This window comes from Aquimarina sp. Aq78 (assembly GCF_900299525.1).
Taxonomy (GTDB): Bacteria; Bacteroidota; Bacteroidia; order Flavobacteriales; family Flavobacteriaceae; genus Aquimarina.
The window spans coordinates 190,512-214,685 of sequence record NZ_OMKA01000001.1 but is presented as its reverse complement, the minus strand read 5'-3'; the positions used below and the strand labels follow the sequence as shown (position 1 = coordinate 214,685).

Annotated in this window: 22 protein-coding genes; 13 read left to right on the top strand and 9 right to left on the bottom strand. The window is 33.3% G+C overall.

What is annotated here, in order from left to right:
* Window positions 1–86: 86 nt before the first annotated feature.
* The 3 genes from DG435_RS00925 (at window position 87) to DG435_RS00915 (ending at window position 3,491) form a co-directional block, all read left to right on the top strand.
* Complete coding sequence (locus DG435_RS00925; protein ID WP_106793032.1) at window positions 87–722, top strand: LysE family translocator; 636 nt, start codon at window positions 87–89, stop codon at window positions 720–722.
* A 198-nt stretch (window positions 723–920) separates the two neighbouring features.
* Window positions 921–2,138, top strand: coding sequence for a sorbosone dehydrogenase family protein (locus DG435_RS00920; RefSeq protein WP_199852703.1), 1,218 nt, complete (start codon window positions 921–923; stop codon window positions 2,136–2,138).
* Window positions 2,139–3,239: 1,101 nt separating this feature from the next.
* On the top strand, window positions 3,240–3,491 hold the full coding sequence (locus DG435_RS00915; RefSeq protein WP_106793031.1) for a hypothetical protein: 252 nt from the start codon (window positions 3,240–3,242) through the stop codon (window positions 3,489–3,491).
* 106 nt (window positions 3,492–3,597) lie between these two features.
* Here DG435_RS00915 and DG435_RS00910 read toward each other — a convergent pair whose 3' ends face one another.
* From DG435_RS00910 to DG435_RS00900, 3 genes are read right to left on the bottom strand one after another with little or no spacing between them, the layout of a single operon-like run.
* A complete protein-coding gene (locus tag DG435_RS00910; RefSeq protein ID WP_234387113.1) occupies window positions 3,598–4,428 on the bottom strand; it encodes a DMT family transporter in 831 nt (276 codons plus the stop codon).
* Window positions 4,429–4,444: 16 nt separating this feature from the next.
* Complete coding sequence (locus DG435_RS00905; RefSeq protein ID WP_106793030.1) at window positions 4,445–5,731, bottom strand: type II toxin-antitoxin system HipA family toxin; 1,287 nt, start codon at window positions 5,729–5,731, stop codon at window positions 4,445–4,447.
* The gene (locus DG435_RS00900) at window positions 5,725–6,054 is read right to left on the bottom strand and encodes a helix-turn-helix transcriptional regulator (RefSeq protein WP_106793029.1); all 330 of its coding nucleotides are present in this window, start codon (window positions 6,052–6,054) and stop codon (window positions 5,725–5,727) included. Before DG435_RS00900 ends, DG435_RS00905 begins: the two co-directional genes overlap by 7 nt.
* Window positions 6,055–6,398: 344 nt before the next feature.
* Between DG435_RS00900 and DG435_RS00895 the strand changes: the two genes are divergently transcribed.
* The 3 genes from DG435_RS00895 to DG435_RS00885 all read left to right on the top strand — a co-directional run bounded on the left by DG435_RS00895 (window position 6,399) and on the right by DG435_RS00885 (window position 9,587).
* Window positions 6,399–6,722, top strand: coding sequence for a hypothetical protein (locus DG435_RS00895; protein WP_159025610.1), 324 nt, complete (start codon window positions 6,399–6,401; stop codon window positions 6,720–6,722).
* A 132-nt stretch (window positions 6,723–6,854) separates the two neighbouring features.
* Entirely contained in the window at window positions 6,855–8,468 is a 1,614-nt protein-coding gene (locus DG435_RS00890) for an FAD-binding protein (protein WP_106793027.1), read from the top strand.
* Between the two features lie 153 nt (window positions 8,469–8,621).
* Window positions 8,622–9,587, top strand: a complete 966-nt coding sequence (locus DG435_RS00885) for a carboxypeptidase-like regulatory domain-containing protein (protein WP_234387112.1) — start codon at window positions 8,622–8,624, stop codon at window positions 9,585–9,587.
* 9 nt (window positions 9,588–9,596) lie between these two features.
* On the opposite strand, the gene DG435_RS00880 is transcribed toward DG435_RS00885, so the two are convergent.
* Window positions 9,597–11,315 carry a SulP family inorganic anion transporter gene (locus tag DG435_RS00880; protein WP_255409733.1) on the bottom strand — a complete coding sequence of 573 codons (1,719 nt, stop codon included), beginning with the start codon at window positions 11,313–11,315 and terminating at the stop codon, window positions 9,597–9,599.
* A gap of 239 nt (window positions 11,316–11,554) precedes the next feature.
* Between DG435_RS00880 and DG435_RS00875 the strand changes: the two genes are divergently transcribed.
* Together DG435_RS00875 and DG435_RS00870 are read left to right on the top strand one after the other, a co-directional pair.
* The gene (locus DG435_RS00875; protein WP_106793025.1) at window positions 11,555–12,310 is read left to right on the top strand and encodes a sulfite exporter TauE/SafE family protein; all 756 of its coding nucleotides are present in this window, start codon (window positions 11,555–11,557) and stop codon (window positions 12,308–12,310) included.
* Between the two features lie 221 nt (window positions 12,311–12,531).
* Complete coding sequence (locus DG435_RS00870; protein WP_106793024.1) at window positions 12,532–13,335, top strand: MBL fold metallo-hydrolase; 804 nt, start codon at window positions 12,532–12,534, stop codon at window positions 13,333–13,335.
* A gap of 112 nt (window positions 13,336–13,447) precedes the next feature.
* On the opposite strand, the gene DG435_RS00865 is transcribed toward DG435_RS00870, so the two are convergent.
* Window positions 13,448–13,897: a cold-shock protein gene (locus DG435_RS00865; protein ID WP_106793023.1), complete on the bottom strand. Its 450-nt coding sequence runs from the start codon at window positions 13,895–13,897 to the stop codon at window positions 13,448–13,450.
* 329 nt (window positions 13,898–14,226) lie between these two features.
* Here DG435_RS00865 and DG435_RS00860 point away from each other — a divergent pair, with 329 nt between their 5' ends.
* The 3 genes from DG435_RS00860 (at window position 14,227) to DG435_RS00850 (ending at window position 17,320) form a co-directional block, all read left to right on the top strand.
* Window positions 14,227–14,817, top strand: a complete 591-nt coding sequence (locus DG435_RS00860; RefSeq protein ID WP_106793022.1) for a pseudouridine synthase — start codon at window positions 14,227–14,229, stop codon at window positions 14,815–14,817.
* Window positions 14,818–15,078: 261 nt separating this feature from the next.
* Complete coding sequence (locus tag DG435_RS00855; RefSeq protein ID WP_106793021.1) at window positions 15,079–16,200, top strand: histidine decarboxylase; 1,122 nt, start codon at window positions 15,079–15,081, stop codon at window positions 16,198–16,200.
* A 334-nt stretch (window positions 16,201–16,534) separates the two neighbouring features.
* Window positions 16,535–17,320 carry a DUF3050 domain-containing protein gene (locus DG435_RS00850; RefSeq protein WP_106793020.1) on the top strand — a complete coding sequence of 262 codons (786 nt, stop codon included), beginning with the start codon at window positions 16,535–16,537 and terminating at the stop codon, window positions 17,318–17,320.
* A 97-nt stretch (window positions 17,321–17,417) separates the two neighbouring features.
* On the opposite strand, the gene DG435_RS00845 is transcribed toward DG435_RS00850, so the two are convergent.
* From DG435_RS00845 to DG435_RS00830, 4 genes are read right to left on the bottom strand one after another with little or no spacing between them, the layout of a single operon-like run.
* The gene (locus DG435_RS00845) at window positions 17,418–18,047 is read right to left on the bottom strand and encodes a chloramphenicol acetyltransferase (RefSeq protein ID WP_106793019.1); all 630 of its coding nucleotides are present in this window, start codon (window positions 18,045–18,047) and stop codon (window positions 17,418–17,420) included.
* Between the two features lie 2 nt (window positions 18,048–18,049).
* Window positions 18,050–18,742, bottom strand: coding sequence for an HAD family hydrolase (locus tag DG435_RS00840; protein ID WP_074406055.1), 693 nt, complete (start codon window positions 18,740–18,742; stop codon window positions 18,050–18,052).
* A gap of 1 nt (window position 18,743) precedes the next feature.
* Entirely contained in the window at window positions 18,744–20,435 is a 1,692-nt protein-coding gene (gene ettA / locus DG435_RS00835; RefSeq protein ID WP_106793018.1) for an energy-dependent translational throttle protein EttA, read from the bottom strand.
* 40 nt (window positions 20,436–20,475) lie between these two features.
* The gene (locus DG435_RS00830) at window positions 20,476–20,658 is read right to left on the bottom strand and encodes a CAL67264 family membrane protein (protein WP_034238511.1); all 183 of its coding nucleotides are present in this window, start codon (window positions 20,656–20,658) and stop codon (window positions 20,476–20,478) included.
* Window positions 20,659–21,165: 507 nt separating this feature from the next.
* On the opposite strand from DG435_RS00830, the gene DG435_RS00825 reads away from it, so the two are divergent.
* The gene (locus tag DG435_RS00825) at window positions 21,166–22,794 is read left to right on the top strand and encodes an acyl-CoA carboxylase subunit beta (protein ID WP_106793017.1); all 1,629 of its coding nucleotides are present in this window, start codon (window positions 21,166–21,168) and stop codon (window positions 22,792–22,794) included.
* A 142-nt stretch (window positions 22,795–22,936) separates the two neighbouring features.
* Entirely contained in the window at window positions 22,937–24,172 is a 1,236-nt protein-coding gene (locus DG435_RS00820) for a M14 family metallopeptidase (protein WP_106793016.1), read from the top strand.
* Window positions 24,173–24,174 lie beyond the last annotated feature (2 nt).

Sequence of the window (24,174 nt, the reverse complement as noted above, 5' to 3'; positions counted from 1 at the left end):
CCAGAAAAAACAAAGATAAGCCAATGATTTGTTTTCTTGATATCCTTTCTTTCGTATAATTTTGAATCAAAATCTAATACAATCCTATGTTTGGCATTCTTAATTTTGGAACCTTTATTTTAGCAGGAATACTACTTAACCTCACACCTGGAGCAGATACTATGTATATTTTAGGGCGTAGTATTTCGCAAGGAAAAAAATCTGGAGTGATCTCTGCTCTGGGGATTTCTTCGGGAGCTCTTTTACATTGTTTTTTTGCAGCTCTTGGACTATCAATTTTATTAGCAAAATCTGCTACTGCATTTAGTATTGTTAAATATGCTGGCGCTGTTTATCTTGTATATTTAGGGATTAAATCATTGCTAACAAAATCAACAGCTATTGCTGAAGTAATTAAAGGAAAAGAAACAACAAAAAACTACTTAAAAGTATATATGTCAGGTGTTTTAACCAATCTACTTAACCCTAAAGTTGCTCTCTTTTTTCTGGCATTCTTACCACAATTTATTAATCCCGAATATGCTAAAAGTGCCATTCCATTCATAATTCTGGGGTTAACTTTTGTAGCTACAGGTACAATATGGTGCATGATGCTGGCATTCTTTTCTGCCAAGCTGGCAAACAAGATCAGAGAGAACAGTAAAGTGAAGTTTTGGATGGATAAAACCACAGGAGTTCTTTTTATTTTACTAGGAATCAAATTAGCCTTAAGTAAAAAATAATACTTCAGATAAGTGTTAAAACTTTGCATAACAGAATGTAAACAATTCTTAAAAAAGAATTAAAAAAATTTAAAAAAAACAAAAAAAAGTAGGGTATCGTGTAAGTTAACCGTTGTATAATTAAGAGAAAGTAATTGGCTTTTGAGAATAAAGTTGGTTATGTTGTTTTCTCATAAGAACATATAAAATAATTGATAGATGAAATCACAACTATCAATTATCACACAAATTACTGACAATCATCATCTTATACAAGATTCAGTTGTTGACTTAAAAAGAAATATTATGAAGCGAATATCAAAATTAGCAAGTGTTGTACTAATTTCATTTTTGTTATGGTTTTGTTCAGGAGATGATGATACTACAAATCCTGATACTGGTGAACCTGTAGAAGCAACAAAAGTATTAGTAGAAACCTTAAGTGTTCCCTGGGAGCTAATTTGGGGTCCTGATAATTTCTTATGGGTCACCGAACGTAATGGAAAAATTAGCAGGATAAATCCCGACAGTGGAGAACAACAACTGATATTTACTATTCCTAACGTATCACAAGTAGGTGAAAGTGGATTATTGGGAATGGTACTTCATCCCAATTTTGATACAAATCCATATGTATACGTTGTATACACATATAATGGAGGAAGTGGTTTATTGGAACGATTGGTTCAGTTTACATATGCAAATAATACATTAACCAATGAAACCATACTTATAGACCAAATCCCTGCCAACTCTAATCACGATGGTTCTCGTTTGTTGATCACTCCGAGTATGCATCTAATTATGACTACTGGTGATGCTGGTAATACCAATCTTTCTCAAGACATGAATTCTTTGGGAGGTAAAGTTCTAAGATTAAATCTAGATGGCACTATTCCCTCTGACAACCCTTTCACAAACAGTTATGTCTATAGTTTAGGGCATAGAAATGCACAAGGACTGGTATTGCATCCTAATGGCAAGCTGTATAGCTCTGAACATGGACCTAGTTCTGATGATGAAATAAATATCATACAGTCTGGCAAAAATTATGGCTGGCCCGATGTAAAAGGTAAAATCGATACTCCCAACGAACAGGCTTTTGCAGCAAGTACAGAGGTTATTGAATCCATTTTTGAATGGACACCCACTATTGCTCCCTCTGACCTGATATACTATACCAGTGATAAAATTCCTGAATGGACCAATAAATTATTGATGACCGTTTTAAAGGATCAAAGAATAATTGCGCTTACTTTAAATAGCGATGGAACTGCAATTACCCAGGAAGAAGTGTTTTTTAATGGTAAATTCGGCCGTCTTAGAGATATTGCGGTTTCTCCTCAGGGACGTATCTTTATTGCTACCAACGGAAATTCGTATGGAGATACCAGTAGTACACACCGTATTATAGAGATTAATAAAATTGAGAAGTAATTCTTTAAAAATATAATACAAAACCTTGTCTATTCATTAGCCTTCTGTAATGCACCTCTTGTGAGGTTTAGATACTGGTTTTAGTTTTGTGACATGATATTATTAGATAAATTTTGAAAGACAAAAGGTATCATATATTAAATCATTGATCGGTTAGTGGGATTTACTCAACATATTTTTTGTAGTTCTGGAAGTATCATCTAAGAATTTTCAAATATTGGTGTAGGAAACAAGAGACAAGTATAAACCTGTTTATATAATGATGAAAACTCTTAATACGTAAATTTAGTACCCGCTCCTTCCCCACCATCAATAAACTTTAAAAGAATGTTAATACTCTATAATTAGTTTTGTTTTTCTCTGAATTGAAAACGCAATCTGTATCGATTTGACGTTTTTTATTTTCTTTATTATGGCTACCCCATAAAAAGGGTAGAACAAACCTAGAAAGGAATTCCGAAAACAAATGCAATCGAATAGATTCAATCACATACAGGTACATTCAAATAACTGGTTAACAATTAATTAACATTACATTGTTATTAACTGGTTAAATGTTAATTTTTTTATGAATAAACATGACAGAATTTATAAAACTAAGATATATTTGAACTAGTAAAAAGTAAAGTTGAAACTTCATAATTAGTATAAGTTGAGTTTGTGTTAAATACCGATTATGTTTCAATTTAGGCCCTCTATTGGAGTAGTTAACCAAAGGGGGCCGCTTTCTATTAAATGACTTCTTTATTAGTAAATTCGGGCCAAAAGAAACAAAAACCTGCAATAGCACATTTTCATGTAGGATTTATTGTATTTCAACAAAAGATTTTTCTTACACAAGACAAAAACAGGGCTAAATAAAGATTTTGTGGTATGCTATATACAATACTTACCCCTATTCTCTTTGCGAAAAGATAATACTAGCTAATATTAGCCATAAAGCTATTTAAAACCCTAATGTTCTATAACCAAATATATTCTTAAGAAAGGGTCATCCCATACATGCATTTTATTGTTTTTCAACACATTGTACAATTTTCACTTGCATATGTTACGGTTTTTCCGTAGTTTTATCACGCCTCATATTAAAATTAATAGCTTATGCGCAGAATTACCCTTGAACAAGAGTTTAATGCTCGACAATTAGATATCAAATACAAAGACCTCTGGGATCGAGGCATTCACCTCTTTACAATAAATGACCAAAATCGTGATTTTTACTATTCTATTTACTACGTAGATTTATTGTTTGTTGAAGTAATTTATAATAAAATTACAGGTGATATTATCACTATCAAAAGTTTTACAGATAAGAGAAAACTCATGTTTTATCTTAGAGAAGACTTTTCATAATTGAAATCTTTCAAACACTCGTAATACTAACCCGATTTATGTATTAGAAACCTACTATGTCTTGAGACTTTCGAGCCTTATGGCTATGCCTAAAACATAAATCAGGTTAACGTTTACGGTACCAAATATTAAGAATTAATCCAATGATCACTAATAAGGTTCCTATAATACTTAGGATTGGATATATATCAGTAAACCAAAATACCCCTGCAATCATCGTAAAAATAACTTCGACGTATTTTAGGGATACCACCTTATTCGTTGCCTGAGATTGAAATGCTTTGGTCATAAATAATTGTCCGAAATATCCAAAAATTCCTAGGCTAAGCAATAGTAGCCACTCTACTCCTTTTGGTGTGGTCCAATTGAAAATGGAAAGAACACCTCCTATAGTAACAGAAATCCACATGAAATAGTTAACGATCACAACGGGATGATCACCATGACCAATTTTATTGATAAGTACATATACTACTCCACTAAATACTGCAGAACCCAGTACTAACAGCAGGCCAAAAGAATCAACATTGGGATCAAAACCTTTGATCATCAAAACTCCACTAAAAGCCATCAAAAAGAACAACCATTGTATTGGTTTTACTTGTTCTCTAAGAAAAAGTACAGCAAAAATAGTGGCAAATATTGGTGATAAATATCGTAAGGATACAGCAGAACCAATAGGAAGATAATTAACCGATATAAAGAATAATCCCATCGAGGTCACTCCTGCAAGGCCTCTATAAATCATTAATCTTTTTTGGTTACCCAATATTGGAATCTCATGCCATAACAAATAACTCATTGTAAAAAATAAAGAGCCAAACGCTCTAAAAAATACCAGCTGTGCTCCTCCAAAGTGTGCTAAATACTTAACAAGTAAGTTCATTGCTGTAAAAGACACAGCGCTAAGAAGCATAAAGTATATAGCTTTTTTCATGTATTTAATTAAAAAATCAAAGGTGCAACCTAAATGGCTTCGCTAATCGATCACCCTGTAATTTTGGAATTCCTGTTTTCTGAACATAATGATCCCAATTAGAAACAACATCAACAACTTGCTGTATTGCCTCCTTATGATTTTTGTAGCTAATCTTCTCTCCTACAGCAATCAGGTCCTGTAGTGTAAAATTATCCCGTTTACCATTGATTGACATCTGATGCATACTGGTCCAGATCCCTTCTGGATTGTACGAATAAGTCACATCATAAGCAGGAGAAAGTCTCCAAACTCCACGTTTATCCATCAAAAAAGAAATATTCTTAGTATGATCATCCTGATTACGGGCAATGACATTAAATACCATTCTTTTATACAATTGTATAGCATCACTATGTGGTAATCGTAATTGTCTCATTACTTCGAATGCATTTTCATAAGAGTGTGCTCCTGGAGATTTATAATCAAAATGTGCTATCGAACACAAGGTTTGCATATGTATTTTTTCGTTATTACTATGGCGATCAAAGCGTCTGGTCATAAAATGAGCTCTATCATGCTCTTCAAAAAGCAAAGATTTTTCCATATTAATACCACAATCCAATGCCATTAAGTAATATGCATATTCGATCCTTCCATACCCTTGTGGATCTCCAAGAGTAGTATCATTTACTCCATCAAACTTAAAAATATAGTGTTCAAATCCGTGAGGAGCTATAGCTTGGCCCGATCGAATCTCATTTGTTATGGAATTATAAGCGATTATGGCTTTAGCCCGTTGCCCTCCAGCAGAAGTTCCTACTTTAATCAATTCATTAAGATGTTCTGTTTCAGAAAGATTTAGTTCTAGTTTTTCTCGTGTATTAAGTATTTTTTCTGCCAGGTGTGCTAGTTTATCTACTTCGAGGGTAGTAGTTTGAGCTTGTCCTATGTGTTTTGCAGGTTGAAACTCTAATGCTCCCATACCACGAGTACCGATATAACACAAGCGATCTAGTGGGGTAAACTTAGATTTTGGGATATTATTAAGAGCTAGCCATTGATCAATTAAGCGATTCCCGAAATCATCGGGCAATACGTCAGACAACATTCCTGGTAATCCGCGGTAGGTTTCCTGGTTTAGATTAGGAAAGCTATATATTTTTTTTGCAGAAGATCGTATCGGCATGTGTATCGGTGACACATCCTGATTTTTATTTAGAAATGATGAGAAAAACTCAAAAGAGGCAAAGTTTTTTTTGCTATCCCAACTCAATGCCCCCAATTCTTCTCCCCAAAGGGTAATTTTAATAACATCTACCATAATGGATCTTCATTTTGATTTTTAGAGCTACGTGACGCACGCTCACGTTCTTTTCCTTTTAGTTTTAATAGTTCTATGGGACTTATGCCCGGATCTGGAAATAAAGAGCTTAACGCGCTTAAATCTCCAAATGCCCGAAGTATTTGGATAAAAGTTAATAACGTAGTCGTCTTTCCGGATTCAAAATTCTTAATCGTTTGCACATGTACCCCTGCCCTTTTAGAAAGTTCATCCTGAGTAATATTAAGATTAAGGCGTCGTTGTTTTACTCTTTGAGTAAGTTCTGCTAGTATTTGTTCGTCTGAAAGATTATCAATATTCATCACACATAAATTAAATTAAAGTATATAATAATATACATTAAAAATGTAAAACGTAAACTAAGTATAATTTATTGTACTCCTTAGCACAACAATATATCAAATATAATAAAGTATACTATAATATACCTAATATTGATCATAAATCATAAAGTATATAATATTATACTTTAATTAAATATTTTTAGCTTCAAACATTATCATCATTCATTAAAACTAATTTTTTAATATTTATCATTATAAAAACAGGTAAATCCCCCTTTCATATCATTTAAAATATTATTATTTTTAACCTACTTAACGATTCCCTCTTATCATATCGTCTGATTGTCTTAAAATCTAAGACAATGAAATATTCTATTCGATTACAAAGTATAAGCGCAGTACTAGCAATAACTCTTTGTTGCACAAGCTGCATGTCTACACGAGTTATAAGTATTCACGATAGTGACTCTGTGGTTAAAAACACTAAAACCTCCTGGAGTTTCGCCTGGGGATTAGTTTCTCCTAAAGATATCGATGCCAAGTGCGAATCCAAGCACTTAAGCTCGGCAACTAACACCACTAACCTTGGATATATATTACTATCTACAATTACACTAGGCATCGTTATACCACAAACCATAGAATGGGAATGCGCTCCACCAGACCCACCAATTGATGAATTATAGATTAAATACATCGTTTCTATTTGGCTTATACCAATAAACATAGGTAATCCATATCGGATTTTGATATTGATCTATCAGCAGTACTATCTAAAAACAAAGACATTTTGTAATAAAATATTAAAAAACATAATCATGGCGTTACCAAAAGGCATCGAGACATTACCTATAAGGAAATGGGAAAACAGGCATCAAAATTTCACACAAAAACTAACACAAAACGCTTCTTTTAAAGTACGTAATAATGATTCGATAAGCAAAGGAGCTGATAAATACATAGCCACCACCAAAAATCTACAATGGCTGATAGGACATGCAATTGATAACAACATTAGATTACGCGCTATGGGAAGCGGCTGGTCATTTTCTAAGGTAGCTGTTTCTGAAGGCGGTATCCTAGACACTAAATCATTACGCCTTAGTTTTTCGGTTAGCAAACCAAACATAAGCAACGAATATTTAAACAAAGGAGGATTAGCTGAAGATCTATTTTTTGTACAATGTGGAGTTTCTGTATTACAACTTAATTCAAAGTTAGAAAAAGAAAAACGCCCCAATCGCTCCATTAAAGCCTCGGGAGCTAGCAACGGCCAAACAGTAGCAGGCGCACTATCCACAGGCACTCACGGTGCCGCTTTTAACGTAGGAGCAATACAGGATTTTGTAACTGGAATACATCTAGTCGTTGGTCGAGATCGTCACATATGGTTAGAACGAAGCTCTAATCCTATAGTATCAGATCGGTTTATTAATTGGCTAGGTGCAGATTTAATAAGAGATGACACTATGTTTAATGCCGCCTTAGTAAGCTTCGGAAGTTTTGGAATCATACACGGTATTATGATAGAAACAGAGCCCAAATTTCTACTCGAAGAACATCGCATAGATAAAATCGCTTACAATAGTGGTCTTAAAAACACCATGAAAACATTAGATTTTTCAACAATTAACACCATACTCCCATTTCCTCAACATTCTCCTGATCGAGAATTATATCATTTTGAAATACTTATAAATCCTTATGATTTTGAGCCAGACAACAACAATAAAGGTGTATTCCTAAAAGTCTCCTACAAACGCAAATACAGGGATAACTATACCCGTAGAACTCCTGATGATAAGGGGCTAACCTATGGTGATGATTTATTAGGACTAATACAAACAGTTATGGATAGCCTGGGGGGGTTATCGATTTTATTAGTCCCGAAATTAGTCAATATACTATTCCCTCTGGCTTACAAAGAAATCCCTCCTATGGAAGGAACCATTGGAGAAACATTTAGCAATACCAAATTTAGAGGTAAAGTTGCCAGTGCAGCTCTAGGAATAAATATTAAAGATAGTGTACGAGTAGTCGAAGAAATCATGATGATTATTGAAGATGGTGATCCTTTTCCTGGCGGAATATCATTGCGATACGTAAAAGGAACCGAAGCTCTATTAGGCTTTACAAAATTTGCCAAAACATGTGTACTAGAATTAGATGGTGTAGATGCAGATATAACCCGAAAATTCTATGAAAAAGTATGGAACCGATTAGAAGCTATCAATATTCCATACACCTTACATTGGGGGAAAATAAATTTTAATCTCAATTTTCAGCGTATTCAAAATATGTATGGTACTGCCACCGTACAACATTGGCTTGATACTCGTAACGACTTACTAGATTCTGAATCCATGAACGTATTTACCAATGGTTTTATTGAAAGATGTGGGTTAAATAAAGTAGTTGGAGTAATTGTTTAATAAAATATCACAATTAATTGATTATCAAATAATTAATTATAATACATGGTTATGATTGAAAATAATTTTAATTATAATCATAGCTCTTTGGCACGATAATCGTTCTATTATAAATATATTTCATTACTTTAGTTTTTCTAATCCCCATTACCAATGAAAAAGCTGTCTCACCTACTACTGCTTTTTTTAGCACAAATTGTCTATTCACAGACCTATACTGTACTTGATTCTGTACAAAATACACCTATATCATATGCTACAATTTCTTTCAGGAATGGAAGTGGTACATTTGCTGATGCTGATGGAAATTTCCAATTCTCAAAAAAATGGTATTCTGATATAGATTCTTTATATGTATCATCCATTGGATATAAAGAGTTAGCACTCTCTACCGCTGCCTTACCCAAAAAAATACTTTTAGTCCAGGATATTGCAGAACTTAAAGAGGTATATATTACAGCAGAAAAGAAAAGAAAATATAAAACCAGGAAATTAGCTTCAGAAGTACATAATGATTATTTTAAAAGCTGGCTTCCTACAGTAGAGTCTGAAATTGCAGTTTTCTTTCCTAAAAGCTCTGAGAAGTCCACCAAAATCGCTTCAGTATACCTACCTATTAAAACTGAATCTTCAAACCGGAATTCTAACAAAAAACAATCTTTTTCTACTTTGTTCAAGATGCAGTTTTATGGCAATAACAATGGATATCCAGGGAAAAGACTGTCATATGAGGATATTATATTTATGGTAACTAATAAAGATAAATCTAATTTTGAACTGAACGTTTCAGAACATAAAGTCTTTATCCCAAAAGAAGGGATTTTTGTTTCTATACAAGTATTAGGTTATACAGATAAAAATGGAAAACTACAGCAAACAAAAAAGTACAGTGAAATTGAAACTCGAAAAGGTATAGTTAAAGTATCTACTACTTTTAGACCCTTACTTCCGTTCACAGACAAAATAAGTAGTTACAAAACTTTTACCAGAAGGGTATTTTTTAAAAACAGAACCTGGCAACGTTTTGACAGAGGATATAGCAAAAACAATAACTTGATCAAAAATAACAACACCAACTATGGTATGGGGTTAAAATTGCACTTATACGAAGAGGATTAGAAAGTAACCTTAATCTAAAAAAGACTTTCTTTTCTTATTAAATTGTACTGCTGCTTCGTGGATTTCTTTATGTTCAGCAGTTTGGTTTTCTGCATGATCTACTGCATCAGAGATTGTCAAATAATAATAGGTCGCACCTAATCTATCTGTAAAACCAGATCGTTTTAGAAAATCTCGAACTGGACCTATTGTACCTACCATTAACAATTGAATTCCTATATCATCAAGGTATTGCTGGATATCATCTAGCACATGAAGACCTGTACTATCTATATCATGCATATTTGTATTATCAAGGATTAGAAACTCTGGTAATGGTTTACGATCAGAAACATAGGCCAGGATAGTATCTTTAAAATAACTTGAATTACCAAAATATAATTGATTATCAAACCTAATAATTAAATATGCATCTGATTGTGTTGCATCTGGAAATCTATTGATATTTCTGTAATATTTGGTACCTGGTATGTTTACCAATTCGGCAATATGAGGGCGAGCACTGTAATACTGTAGAAAAACAAACGACAATATCACCCCGATAAAGATTCCGTTTTCTACTCCAAAAATCAATGTTCCAAAAAAGGTAATAATCATTACAATAAAATCTCGTCTCCTAAGTCGAAACAAATATTTTGCTTCATTAAAATTAATCAATCCAAATACAGAAACTAATATAATTGCCGCAAGAGTTGCTTTTGGGATATAATAAAAAAATGTCGTGAGAAACAACAAAGAAAATATCACCATTAGCGCAGCTATAATAGATGATACAGTAGTCTTCCCTCCTGCCTCGTCATTAATTGCTGTTCTGCTATAACTTCCAGAAGAAGGTACCGCCTGAAAAAAAGCACCAATCACTTTAGCGATTCCTAGAGCAAATAATTCTTGATTAGGGCGTATAATGTGATCCCTGTTTTTCATTTCTATAGATTTAGCAATCCCAATACTTCCAACATACCCAATAAAAGTGACAGTCAATACTGATGGAATAAGCGCAACCATTGTATCATAATCCATATTTGGAATACTAAAAAAAGGAAGCCCACTGGGCACATCTTTTATAATCGACAATCCTTTTGCATTTAAGTCAAAAATATAGGCTACAAAAGTTGTAATCACAAGCACGGTAAGGGCACCCGGAAACGACCGTTTCCATTTTTTAAGTAAATTAATAACCACAATAGAGCACAAACAAATCCCTAGTGTAATCCAATTTACTTCAGAAAAGTGGCTAATAGCATACCAAATTGTCTGATGCGTGTATTTAAAATCTGGAATGCTAATCCCCAATCCTTGATCCAATTGAGAAATAATGATAATTATCGCTGCTGCAGAGATAAATCCCGAAATTACAGGTTGGGAAATTAGATTTACCAAAAACCCCATACGTAACGCACTCATAATAATCTGTAGTACTCCAATCAAGAAACCGGTAAACAAAACCAATTCTACAAACTTCTCTGTAAATGGATCTGCAAGTTGGCTCACCCCGCTCATTACTAAAATTGCAGTAACAGCTACCGGTCCTATACTTAGCTGCCTGGATGTTCCAAAAAAAGCATAAAGCAATAAAGGAATCAAGCATGCATATAAACCATAAATCGGAGGCACTCCCATAAGCAATGCATAAGCAATCGCTTGTGGTATAAGGATAACTCCTACAGTGATACCAGCAATACAATCTGCTTTAAAGAAAGAGCTATTATACTTTTTATCCTTAAAAATCTGAAGAAACGGAATTATTTTATATAACTTTTTAACGTTGCTGAAGGTTTTTGATTTATTAGGTAAATCTACAACAGTTTAAGAAGTTATACCAAAAGAATTTATAATTCATCTATTTAAATTTTAATTCATCCTATCTTAATAGAAATAATTAATTTTTGCCAGACTCATTATAGAGATTTTCCTATTTTTGACGCCAACATAGTTTACTTTTTCTTAGTATTTTTTCAAAAAACTCTATGAACGAAACATTACTTCTTTTCATTTTAGCAATTATTGGGTTTATAGCAGGAGTAATTAACACTATAGCTGGCGGTGGTTCTTTACTTACCTTACCTATGTTAATTTTTATGGGACTCCCTCCTGCCGTTGCTAATGGCACAAATCGTATAGGGGTTTTTATTCAATCTATCTCTTCGATTGCTGGTTTTAGAAGCAAAGGAATCAAACCAGGTTCTTTTGGAATTTATCTGGGAATATCCGCTCTTGTTGGATCATTGATTGGAGCCCAGATTGCAATTGATATCAAAGGGGATACATTTAATAAAATCCTTGCAATTGTAATGGTTATCGTAGTCCTTTTTATGGTTTTTAAACCTAAAGTAGACCTTCAAAATGTAATAGAAAGAACACATAGCAAACATCTTTGGATATCCATTCTCGCTTTTTTCTTTATTGGAGTCTACGGTGGGTTTATTCAGGCAGGTGTAGGGATATTTATCTTATTAGCATTAACCTCTATAAATTACTTAAACCTTGTTACATCAAATGCTGTCAAAGTATTGGTTGTTTTTATTTATACCATTGGAGCATTAGCCATTTTTGCGTATAATAATCAGATCGATTACCTCTATGGTTTTGTTCTTGCTATAGGAAACGCCACGGGTGGATGGATAGCTAGCAGATGGTCTGTTAAAAAAGGTGATGGTTTGGTTAAAGTATTTTTGATCATCATGGTTATTGCTATGGCGATTAAATTATGGATAGATAACTAGCCCAAAATCTCTAAAAACAAAAAAAAGCTAAAAGAGAAGTTACCAATATGTAATCAATAGTATATTCCCACCTTCTTTGCTTTACACTCTGTTACACTATATTACATAAAAACTAACCTATAGCAATTACTTTATCTACTCAGTATAACACTACCTATTTCACCTATCTCGTCCATTATTCTTATCTTTTAGATCTAATTAATCACAAAAATCACCATCTCATGAAACTTTCCCCCGTATTCATTACCTTGGTATGTCTTATTTTTTTGAACTGTAAATCGCAAAAAAATGAAGATACCGAAGAAAGCAATGAAACTATTACCGAAACTCCCCAAGAAATACCCAAAAAACCAGTAAGTGATATTACTATCGACCCAATAATCCATGCTACAACTATTTTAGAATGGAAAGAGAAAACTATTTATATAGATCCGGCAGGAGGAGCCAAAGCTTTTAAAGACAAGAAACTCGCAGACCTGGTACTCATCACAGATATACATGGCGACCATATGGATATTGAAACTTTGGATAGCCTGGATTTATCAAACGCCGAAATTATTGCACCCCAGGCAGTAGCCGAAAAACTTCCTGCACAATATACAGATCACCTGATTATTCTTAATAACGGAGAAACAAAAGAGGTACAAGGCATATCTATTGAGGCTGTCCCTATGTACAATCTAAGAGAAGAGGCTTTAAAATTTCATGATAAAGGTAGAGGCAATGGTTACATAATCACTTTAGGAAAGAAACGACTCTATTTTTCGGGAGATACAGAAGATATTCCTGAAATGAGAGCATTACAATACATAGATATGGCATTTGTATGCATGAATTTACCGTATACTATGACAGTAGAAAGTGCCGCGAGTGCTGTTCTTGAATTTAAACCTAAGCAAGTATATCCGTATCATTATCGAGGAACCGAAGGATTAAGTGATGTTGTAAAGTTTAAAGAACTGGTGTCTAAAAATCCTGATATAGAAGTGATTCAATTAGACTGGTATCCCAACAACACTAAGTAGTTTAGCATCGTTTGTGCTAATAAATAATCTAACATTAAAAAGGTCTGCAATACATGCAGACCTTTTAATTATTTATATATGATTATAAAAAATCATTACATTATTATAGTAACTATATTTTTTTTACTCTAACCGCATTCATTCCTTTCTGACCACGCTCAAGCTCAAAAGATACTTTATCATTTTCTTTTACCTCTTGCATCAAGCCATTCACATGCACAAAATATCGCTCCTGAGTTTCTTCGTCATTAATAAAACCATATCCCTTAGAATCGTTAAAAAATGCAACTTTCCCTTTTCTTACCGGGTCAAATTCTTCCTTTTCTCTTTTAGGAACTCCGATTTCAATATTCTCTGCTTTGATTTTTTTCTTTTTGGTCGGATCCGGAGGAGTATCGGTAGTATATCCATTTTCATCAACATAAGCAATCATACTATCCAGTCCATTACCTTTATTAGAATTAGCTTTACGCTCCTCTTTCTTTTTCTGCTTTTCTTCTCTCTTTTTTAACTTCTTTTTCTCTTTTTCAATTTTACTAAAAGTCTGTTGTGATTTTGCCATTCGCTCTTTATACTGTTTTTTTATTAAACCTATTTTTTAACCTAAAATACGGAGGTTGTCATTGAAATACTAAACGAATGATTGGAAAATAGCAATTTCTAAGATTGATTTACCGAATAATTTACCCAGTGGTTGCAATAACATATACGCCTGATATATAAATATCGATGTATTGAAATTTCTACAAAGATAAGTTTTCATTTTTAATTTCAGAAAAGTATTTGCCTGATTCATCGTTCTATATGAAATTTAACCTTTGATAAAACTAAATTCGTAAATTCGAAAACTCATTTTTTCACCTCTAAAACAGCAATTTCTATAACTTTTGAATGGAAAATAATACCAATAAACAAAGTCATAAACATTTCGCTATTTATAAACCTTATGGCTATTTAAGCCAGTTTATTAATAACGGACAAAAACAAAATTCAAAGAAACTACTAGGAGAGTTATATGATTTTCCAGAAGGAATAATGGCTATTGGACGACTGGATGAAAAATCCGAAGGACTATTATTACTCACTACAGACGGAAAAACAAGTAATCACATCTGTAGTGGTAAAGTAGAAAAAGAATACTATGCCCAGGTAAATGGAGACATCACTATAGATGCAATTGAATTGTTAAGAAAAGGAGTGGAAATTGGTTTTGAAGGAAAAAAATACACCACTGCCCCTTGTAAAGCTTCTAAATTAGCGACTATTCCCAAACTTCCTGAAAGACCAAAAAAAATACGCGATGATAGGCACGGGCCGACTAGTTGGGTCTCTATCACATTACAAGAAGGAAAATTTCGTCAAGTACGAAAAATGACATCGGCTGTTGGTTTCCCCACATTGCGATTAGTACGCGTACGAGTTGGCACTATCAATTTAGATGAAATGGAAGCCGGAGAAGTTAAAGAATTATACACTTTATAAATGCACTTTACCATTACCATTTTAAGTTATTTTGGATCAAATACTCTATTTTATTCTTATAGTGTAATTCTATCTTCCCTTTACACTTCGTAAAAGCAAAATATCTACAAGAATGATATTCTAAAAAGAGTACACAAACAATGCAGCAATAGAATTAAAATCTTTTAAAAGATACCAAAACAGATTAATATCCCTATTTTATCATATAATTTAGAATATTAGTCTTACACATGTAATTTTGAACAAATTATTAAGCCTATTATGAAATTACACACTACAGAGCAACAACAGCTTGAAGAATTATATTATAGTATCAAAAGTACAACAAAAAACTTTTTAGGATACCCAGTTTCAAAAGACTTCGATTATTCAGAATTAATGCCATTTCTTCAATTTCCTTTAAATAATTTAGGAGATCCATTTAGCGAATCTACATATCGCGTAGATTCGAGAGCTATGGAACGTGAAGTTGTAAATTTCTTTGCCGGGTTATTTAGAGCGCATGAAAATGATATTTGGGGATATGTAACCAATGGTGGCTCTGAAGGAAATCTGTACAGTCTTTATGTAGCGAGAGAGTTATATCCAAAAGGAATGGTTTATTTTTCTGAAGCTACACATTATAGTATTCAAAAAAATGTAACCCTACTCAATATCAATCATGTAATTATAAAATCACTCCCAAACGGTGAGATGGATTATAACGACTTAAAAGAAGCTATTGGCTACAACAGACATAGACCAGCAATAGTAGTTGCGAATATTGGTACTACAATGACTGAAGCTAAAGACAATACCAAAAAAATTAAAGGAATTTTGGAAGATATGGCTATAGAGAAGCATTACATTCATGCAGATGCTGCTCTGGCGGGTGGTTTTGCTCCGTTTGTTACTCCACGGCCTCAATTTGATTTTGAGGATGGTATAGATAGCATCTCAATCAGTGGACATAAATTTATAGGATCTCCAATGCCATCGGGTGTGGTTATTGTAAAAAAAGATAATAGAGACCGAATTGCAAGAAGAATAGCATATATAGGTAGTTCTGATGCTACGATAACCGGATCAAGAAATGGACATACTCCATTATTTTTATGGTATGCTATAAAAAAATTAGGAATCGAAGGGTTCAAAAAACGTACAGAACATAGTTTGGCCGTGGCTTCTTATACAGAAAGTAAACTAAAAAACCTTGGAATTGAAGCCTGGAGAAACCTCAATGCCATTACCATAATTTTCCCTGCTCCTAGCCCTAAAATTATAAACAAATGGCAATTAGCAACAGAAAATGGGCAATCTCATATCATTTGTATGCCCAATGTATCTTATGAACAAATTGATAACTTTATAGCAGATATGGAAGTTGAAATGTGCACTGTCTAATATAAAATTGAATTATGCGATTATAACATAATAGAATGGGGTATTACAAATTGTAATGATTATTTCATAAATAAACATACGATTTTATGGTATTTTCGTCAATGAATTTGTGTAAAAGTATGTTGTTATTTCTTATATAGAATATCCCATTCACTATTTAATATAATTCAACAATACTTTCCTATATTAAAATGATTTATCATTGCAAGTACCACCGCTATATGCGGTGGTATTCTGTTTTTATATTATTTTTGCGCCAGTAAAAAACACAGCTTTAAAATTTTTCTTTGATTAGAATAACTAACATGAAATAGCAAAATAGAATGTATACATTATGAATAGGTTGCAACATATAGAAAATGAACTTTTTGATTTAAGAGCACAATTACAAAATCACAAACTCTATAAAAATTTAGATCATATTAATGATATAAAAATATTTATGGAAAACCATGTTTTCGCAGTTTGGGATTTCATGTCTTTATTAAAAGCAATACAGGTTAAATTAACTAACACCACTACTCCATGGACCCCAAGAAAAAACCCTGTACTATCAAGATTTATAAATGAAATAGTATATGCAGAAGAAAGTGACATTAATGAATTAGGAGAGCCCAAAAGTCATTTTGAAATGTATTTAGATGCCATGAAACAGATGAAAGCTGATACATCCAAAATTGATTCGTTAATTGATTTAATTGAATCCGGAAATGATGTTAATGATGCATTAAGTCAATTACATATCCACCAACACGTAATAGATTTTGTTAAGTTTTCTTTCGAAATTATAGAAACAGGAGAACCACATCGTATTGCTTCTGCATTCACCTTTGGTAGAGAAGATGTAATTCCTGATATGTTTATTGAAATATTGAAAAAATCCGACTTAGAAAACAAACTGTATAACAAACTAACGTACTACTTAGAAAGGCATATCGAACTTGATGGAGATGAACATGGACCGCTTTCATTAGAAATGATTTCTCAATTATGTGGCAATGATTCAAAAAAGTGGGAAGAAGCTTTGCAAGTCGCCAAGAGATCATTAATTCAAAGAATTAAGTTATGGGATTGCATTTCTGATTTAATCCAGAAGAAAAAGCTTATATTCAGTACCTAAAACAATAAAAACAAAAGCCTTACATTTAAAAGTAAGGCTTTTGTTTTTCTATAATGATTACGGTCTTAAAGAATCATTTTTAGGATAAAGAAATACACTATTCATTCAATAACCGCTGAAACTCTTCGAGATAAAGGCCAATATGGTATCCGTCCATAAGTCCATGATGTACATTAATAGCAATTGGTAAACTTAATCTACCGTTTTCTTTGGTATATCTTCCAAAAGAAATTTTAGGAACACTATCCTTAAACTGAAAATGTCTAGCATGTGTAAGTCCAGTAAAATTATACCAGGGAATAGATGAATAGTGAATCGTATCTATACGCTTGGCATTATCTGTATGTCGCAATCCTGTACTTTTTTTAACAGCTTCAATTTCTTGTTGTGCTTTATTACAAAACATATCAAAATCATCATCATACTCCATAAATGAAAATCCAAATGTATGATCTTCTCTCCCTATAGTTGGTGATGCATGTATTTTATCATATACAAACACTTGATTATCCTCTATACGATATCTAAATGCTTCAATTGAATTTGCAGCATGAAGGGATTTGTAGAGGTAAAACAAAAAATAAGGATACCCCAGATCTTCTATCTTTTGGTATCCTAATGTAAAATCTACAGTTGTTGTTATCCCAAAGAACGGTTCATCAAAACTACCAAAAAAGTCAAAATGTTCTTTTCTGTTCCAAGTAGTAAGATCTAGTTTTGTTTTCATTTTTATAATATTTGCAATAACTCACTAGCCTTTGCAAAACTTCTAAAATTTGGGTGATCTATTTTATCATCGACCATTTCATGTACCCAGGTAGTATGAAACGGAATATGAAATGCATGTGCTCCAATATTTAAAACCGGCAGGACATCAGATTTTAAAGAGTTACCTACCATTAAAAATTCATCTTCAGTAATATCCAGATGTTTTACTAGTTTTTTATATTGTTTTTCTGTTTTATCAGAAACAATTTCAATGTGATGAAAATAATTTTCCAGTCCAGATTTAATGAGTTTTCGCTCCTGATCTAACAAATCTCCTTTAGTTGCCATTACAAGGCGATACTTCTTAGATAATTGATCTAATGTCTGATCAATTCCATCAATCAATTCTATGGGCTCCCGAAGCATTTCCTTTCCTTTTTCTATCAACTTTTGCACCAAATCAATCGTCATATTTCCATTAGAAATTTTTATAGCCGCTTCTATTAACGAAAGTGTAAAAGGTTTGATCCCATAACCATATAATGGTAGGTTTTGCATTTCAACATCAAAAAGTAATTTATTTGCTTCTTCTTTGGATAAATACTCTTCTAACAAAGTACAAAACTCATCCTCTGCTTTTCTAAAAAAAGTCTCATTTACCCAAAGCGTATCGTCTGCATCAAAAGCAATTACTTTGATTTTTTTTAAAGGCATACTATCTTACCAGTTTTTTATACTTAATACGTTTTGGCATTAAATCACCACCTAAACGTTTCTTTTTATTTTCTTCGTAATCAGAGAAACTTCCTTCGAAGAAATATACTTGCGAATCTCCTTCAAAAGCTAAAATATGAGTACAAACTCTATCTAAAAACCAACGGTCGTGAGAAATTACTACAGCACATCCAGCAAAGTTTTCCAACCCTTCCTCCAGAGCTCGTAACGTATTGACATCAAGATCATTAGTAGGTTCGTCTAAAAGTAATACATTACCCTCTTCTTTTAAGGTCATTGCCAAGTGTAATCGGTTACGTTCACCTCCAGAAAGAGCAGATACCATTTTGTTTTGTTCGCTTCCGCTGAAATTAAAACGACTCAAATACGCTCTGGAATTTACTTGCCTTCCTCCCATTGTGACTAGCTCTTGTTCATCACTAAAGTTTTGCCAAATCGTCTTATCAGGATCGATATTACTATGACTTTGATCTACATAAGCAATCTTAGCAGTATCCCCGACAGCAAAGCTACCTTTATCTGGTTGCTCTTCTCCCATTATCATTTTAAATATAGTAGTCTTACCAGCTCCGTTTGGACCAATAATACCAACAATACCTGCCTGAGGAAGATTAAAATTTAAATCTTCATACAACAACTTATCATCAAAAGCCTTACTTACTCCTTCGGCTTCGATTACATTAGTTCCTAATCTAGGGCCATTAGGAATATAAATCTCAAGCTTTTCATCCACTTGTTTTTGATCCTGACTAAGCAGTTTATCGTAATTACTTAAACGTGCTTTTTGTTTTGCCTGACGACCTTTTGGGGCCATACGAACCCATTCTAGCTCTCGTTCTAAAGTCTTTTGACGTTTAGAAGCTTGTTTTTGTTCTTGTGCTAGTCGTTTTGATTTTTGATCTAACCATGAAGAATAATTTCCTTTCCAGGGGATACCCTCTCCTCTATCAAGTTCTAATATCCATCCTGCAGCATTATCCAAAAAGTATCTGTCGTGAGTTACAGCAATCACAGTACCTTTATATTGTTGTAGGTGATGCTCTAGCCAATGAACTGATTCTGCATCTAAATGGTTAGTAGGTTCATCTAATAATAAAACATCTGGTTCTTGTAATAAAAGACGGCAAAGAGCTACCCTTCTACGTTCACCACCGGACAGTACTCCAATTTTCTTATCAGATTCTGGAGTACGAAGTGCATCCATAGCTATTTCTAGCTTGGTATCCAGCTCCCATGCATTACTGGCATCAATCTGATCTTGCAGGTTAGCTTGTTTATCCATAAGCTCCTGCATTTTATCAGGATTCTCATAGACCTCTGGTAAACCAAACATATCATTGATCTTATTATACTCATCTAAAATGGCAACAGTTTCTGCCACTCCTTCCTTTACTACTTCTAGTACAGTTTTTTCAGGATCCAGTTTTGGTTCTTGTTCTAACAAACCAACTGTATATCCAGGAGCAAATACAACATCGCCCTGATAGTTTTTATCTATTCCTGCTATAATCTTAAGTAAAGTAGATTTTCCAGAACCATTAAGTCCCAGAATACCTATTTTAGCTCCATAAAAAAAGCTGAGATATATGTTTTTGAGAACCGGAGTATTTGCACTTTTGTACGTTTTACTAACTCCGGACATCGAAAAGATTACTTTTTTATCGTCTGACATAAGCCCCTAATTGTTATTTTTGATTGTATAGTTATAAGAGTTAAACTCTTCCTTTTAATGCATTAAAAACCCAGGCAATTGCAAAAAATCCCACTCCAACAGCCGCAAAACCATATCCCGATACATCTCTATATCTAAAAGCTCCTAATGCAATAAGTGCTAAACCAACTATTATCATTATAAAAGTTGCCCAAGCCAACACTGTATTTTTATTCATTCCCATAAATTATTTTTTTAGTTTAGTACGGTTACTCATGTTTTTATACATAAGCAAGTGCAAATATCGGTATTTTATCGTCAAAACACAGGTTTTTATAGAGTTGTTAAAACAAAAAAATAGTTTACCTATTGTCCTACAGCAAATTAAGAATTTACTTTTTTTTAAAAACGTATCTTCAAGGGTTAAGTATGGACTATAAAACATGATTCATAGTACTATCAATAACACATATCATCATTTTCTGATTCTAAATGATGATACTGCGTTGATACAAACAAGCGTTGTAACCAAATTATTTGATTAGCACTCAATTCAATCACAAAATAATGGAATTCCTAATTATAGGTTTGGTAAAACCCATCTATTAAACCGTTAAAAAACAACAGGTTAAATAACTTAAAAAACATTATTTAAAAAGCGAAATAATGGCACGGTTTAAATTGACTTTCTATCATTCATAAAATCTACGTTTTTTGTATTTTCGTGCAAACAATACACACAATACACGCAATGGATATAAACTTCAACAAAAACGAAGATCACAATAAACTTTTAGTATCAGAATTACGACAGCGACTAGCTAAAGTAAAATTAGGAGGAGGCGAAAAACGTATAGAAAAACTGCATGCCAAAGGCAAAATGACCGCAAGAGAAAGAATCGATTATTTATTGGACACAGATTCTAAATCTATAGAAATTGGTGCTTTTGCAGGAGAGGATATGTATCAAGATCATGGAGGATGTCCTAGTGGTGGTGTAATTGTTAAGATTGGATATGTAAGTGGAAAACAATGTATTGTTGTTGCAAATGATGCAACAGTAAAAGCTGGAGCCTGGTTTCCTATTACAGGAAAGAAAAACTTAAGAGCCCAGGAATTATCTATTGAAAACAAATTACCAATCATCTATCTTGTAGATAGTGCAGGAGTATATTTACCAATGCAAGATGAAATCTTTCCTGATAAAGAACATTTCGGGAGAATATTTCGTAATAATGCGGTAATGAGCAGTATGGGAATCGTTCAAATTTCTGCTGTTATGGGAAGTTGTGTTGCTGGAGGTGCATATCTACCTATCATGAGTGATGAAGCATTGATTGTAGATAAAACAGGTAGTATATTTCTTGCCGGAAGTTATTTGGTAAAGGCAGCTATCGGAGAAAGTATTGATAATGAAACTCTGGGTGGTGCTACCACTCATTGTGAAATTTCTGGAGTAACCGATTATAAATCTAAAGATGATGCAGATGCCCTAAATACTATTAAAAATATAATGTCAAAAATTGGGGATTTTGAAAAAGCTGGTTTTAATCGTAGTAAACCTGTTTCTCCAAAAGAAAATCAAGATGATATCTATGGTATCTTACCAAAAGCCAGAAATGAACAGTATGACATGATGGAAATCATCAATCGACTAGTAGATGATTCTGATTTTGAAGAATACAAAGCCGGATATGGGCAAACTATTTTAACTGGGTATGCGCGTATCGATGGATGGGCTGTAGGTATTGTAGCAAATCAACGTAAAATTGTAAAGACTAAGAAAGGAGAAATGCAGTTTGGAGGTGTCATCTATTCTGACTCGGCTGATAAAGCAACACGATTTATCGCCAATTGTAATCAAAAGAAAATACCATTGGTATTTCTACAGGATGTAACTGGATTTATGGTTGGTAGCAAAAGTGAACATGGTGGCATCATTAAAGATGGTGCAAAAATGGTAAATGCTGTAAGTAACAGCGTAGTCCCAAAATTCACAATCGTAATTGGTAATTCTTATGGTGCTGGTAATTATGCGATGTGTGGCAAAGCATATGACCCAAGATTAATTGCTGCATGGCCAAGTGCAGAATTAGCAGTAATGGGAGGTTCGCAGGCAGCAAAAGTATTATTACAAATAGAAACCGCTTCTTTAAAAAAGAAAGGAGAACAATTATCTGAAGAAGATGAGAAAGCTTTGTTTAATAAAATCAAAGCCAGATATGACAAGCAGACTTCTCCGTATTATGCTGCTGCACGTATCTGGACAGATGCAATTATAGATCCATTGGATACGAGAAAATGGATTTCTATGGGTATAGAAGCTGCAGACCATTCTCCAATCGAAAAGAAATTTAATTTGGGAATAATTCAGGTATAAAATCAAAATATCATCTCGCATTTAATAATCATTGACCCTAATTGCTTAGTAATTAGGGTTTACTTAGTAATGAAATTTGTATTCAGTATCTTTATTCATCTATTTACAGATATTAATTTACAGACAATAAAACTCATTCATTATGAAAGTATATGTCAACACCTTATATCCTATATGGATACTGAGTTTTATTTTTCTATCAAGTTGCCAAACTGTTAAAAAAGTTTCTTTTGAAACCCCAGTGGATACTACTACTAAAAAAATTAATTTTCAAACTAAGCAAACTTATGAATTAAAAGATACAGGTGTATATGCCAGTAATGAATTTGATGGAGCTCGTCTTAATGGGTTTAGACAAATAAACGACAGTACCGCTGCTGTAATCATAAGCCCAGAAAACACTCCTATCAACAAAAGTGCTTATTATGCTTTTAAAACATGGGCAAATACATCCAAATATTTTTATTTTAAATTTCAATATACAGAAGGGCATAAACACAGGTATTTTCCTCAGCTAAAAGTAAATGGTCGATGGAGAAGTATAGATTCAACCAATGTATATGAAATTGGAGAAAGTACTACGATTAAAGTAAAATTAGAAAAGACTCCTCTAGTAATAGCTTCACAAGAAATACAATCATCTAATGATGTTAAAAACTGGTATACAACGCTAATCAAAGGAAAAGAGAGTTATGCAAATCTTAGTATTTTTGGAGCTTCAAAATTAGGCAGAAACTTACCTGTTTTGGATATCTATAAAGGTAAGCCTGAAAACAGAGATCTTATCGTTTTACTAACCCGTCAGCATCCTCCTGAAGTTACAGGTTATTTTGCCTTTCAGCACTTTGTACAAACCATTTTAGATGATTCTGAGCTTTCTGATAAGTTCTTAAGCAGATACCGGGTATTGGCTTTCCCAATTATGAATCCTGATGGTGTAGATCTTGGGCACTGGAGGCATAATGCCGGTGGTGTTGATACTAATCGAGATTGGTCTGCATACCGACAGCCCGAAATTAGACAGACTGTACAATTTATTACCGAAACATTAAAAAACCATAATTCTAAACTAATTCTGGGTTTAGATTTTCACTCTACCTGGTATGATATATTTTACACCAATCAAATACGAAAAGGCACTACACTCCCCCATTTTATAGAGAATTGGTTTACCGCATTAGAAAACAATATCCCCGACTATGTTGTAAATGAAAAACCAGGAAACAGTAAGAAACCAGTTTCTAAAGGATGGTTTCTATATGGTCATAACGCTACAGGTGTAACTTATGAAATAGGTGATGATACTCCGCGAGACGAAATAAAAATGATCGGTACAGTTACCGCCGAACAAATGATGAGGATTTTGGTAGGTAAATGATT

Coding starts and splice junctions, on each gene's coding strand:
- ettA (WP_106793018.1), bottom strand. CDS start 20,435: ATGTCAGACGATAAAAAAGTAATCTTTTCGATGTCCGGAGTTAGTAAA.
- DG435_RS00915 (WP_106793031.1), top strand. CDS start 3,240: ATGCGCAGAATTACCCTTGAACAAGAGTTTAATGCTCGACAATTAGAT.
- DG435_RS00860 (WP_106793022.1), top strand. CDS start 14,227: ATGGAAAATAATACCAATAAACAAAGTCATAAACATTTCGCTATTTAT.
- DG435_RS00820 (WP_106793016.1), top strand. CDS start 22,937: ATGAAAGTATATGTCAACACCTTATATCCTATATGGATACTGAGTTTT.
- DG435_RS00850 (WP_106793020.1), top strand. CDS start 16,535: ATGAATAGGTTGCAACATATAGAAAATGAACTTTTTGATTTAAGAGCA.
- DG435_RS00920 (WP_199852703.1), top strand. CDS start 921: ATGAAATCACAACTATCAATTATCACACAAATTACTGACAATCATCAT.
- DG435_RS00885 (WP_234387112.1), top strand. CDS start 8,622: ATGAAAAAGCTGTCTCACCTACTACTGCTTTTTTTAGCACAAATTGTC.
- DG435_RS00925 (WP_106793032.1), top strand. CDS start 87: ATGTTTGGCATTCTTAATTTTGGAACCTTTATTTTAGCAGGAATACTA.
- DG435_RS00825 (WP_106793017.1), top strand. CDS start 21,166: ATGGATATAAACTTCAACAAAAACGAAGATCACAATAAACTTTTAGTA.
- DG435_RS00910 (WP_234387113.1), bottom strand. CDS start 4,428: ATGAAAAAAGCTATATACTTTATGCTTCTTAGCGCTGTGTCTTTTACA.
- DG435_RS00830 (WP_034238511.1), bottom strand. CDS start 20,658: ATGGGAATGAATAAAAATACAGTGTTGGCTTGGGCAACTTTTATAATG.
- DG435_RS00855 (WP_106793021.1), top strand. CDS start 15,079: ATGAAATTACACACTACAGAGCAACAACAGCTTGAAGAATTATATTAT.
- DG435_RS00865 (WP_106793023.1), bottom strand. CDS start 13,897: ATGGCAAAATCACAACAGACTTTTAGTAAAATTGAAAAAGAGAAAAAG.
- DG435_RS00900 (WP_106793029.1), bottom strand. CDS start 6,054: ATGAATATTGATAATCTTTCAGACGAACAAATACTAGCAGAACTTACT.
- DG435_RS00845 (WP_106793019.1), bottom strand. CDS start 18,047: ATGAAAACAAAACTAGATCTTACTACTTGGAACAGAAAAGAACATTTT.
- DG435_RS00840 (WP_074406055.1), bottom strand. CDS start 18,742: ATGCCTTTAAAAAAAATCAAAGTAATTGCTTTTGATGCAGACGATACG.
- DG435_RS00875 (WP_106793025.1), top strand. CDS start 11,555: ATGAACGAAACATTACTTCTTTTCATTTTAGCAATTATTGGGTTTATA.
- DG435_RS00870 (WP_106793024.1), top strand. CDS start 12,532: ATGAAACTTTCCCCCGTATTCATTACCTTGGTATGTCTTATTTTTTTG.
- DG435_RS00905 (WP_106793030.1), bottom strand. CDS start 5,731: ATGGTAGATGTTATTAAAATTACCCTTTGGGGAGAAGAATTGGGGGCA.
- DG435_RS00890 (WP_106793027.1), top strand. CDS start 6,855: ATGGCGTTACCAAAAGGCATCGAGACATTACCTATAAGGAAATGGGAA.
- DG435_RS00895 (WP_159025610.1), top strand. CDS start 6,399: ATGAAATATTCTATTCGATTACAAAGTATAAGCGCAGTACTAGCAATA.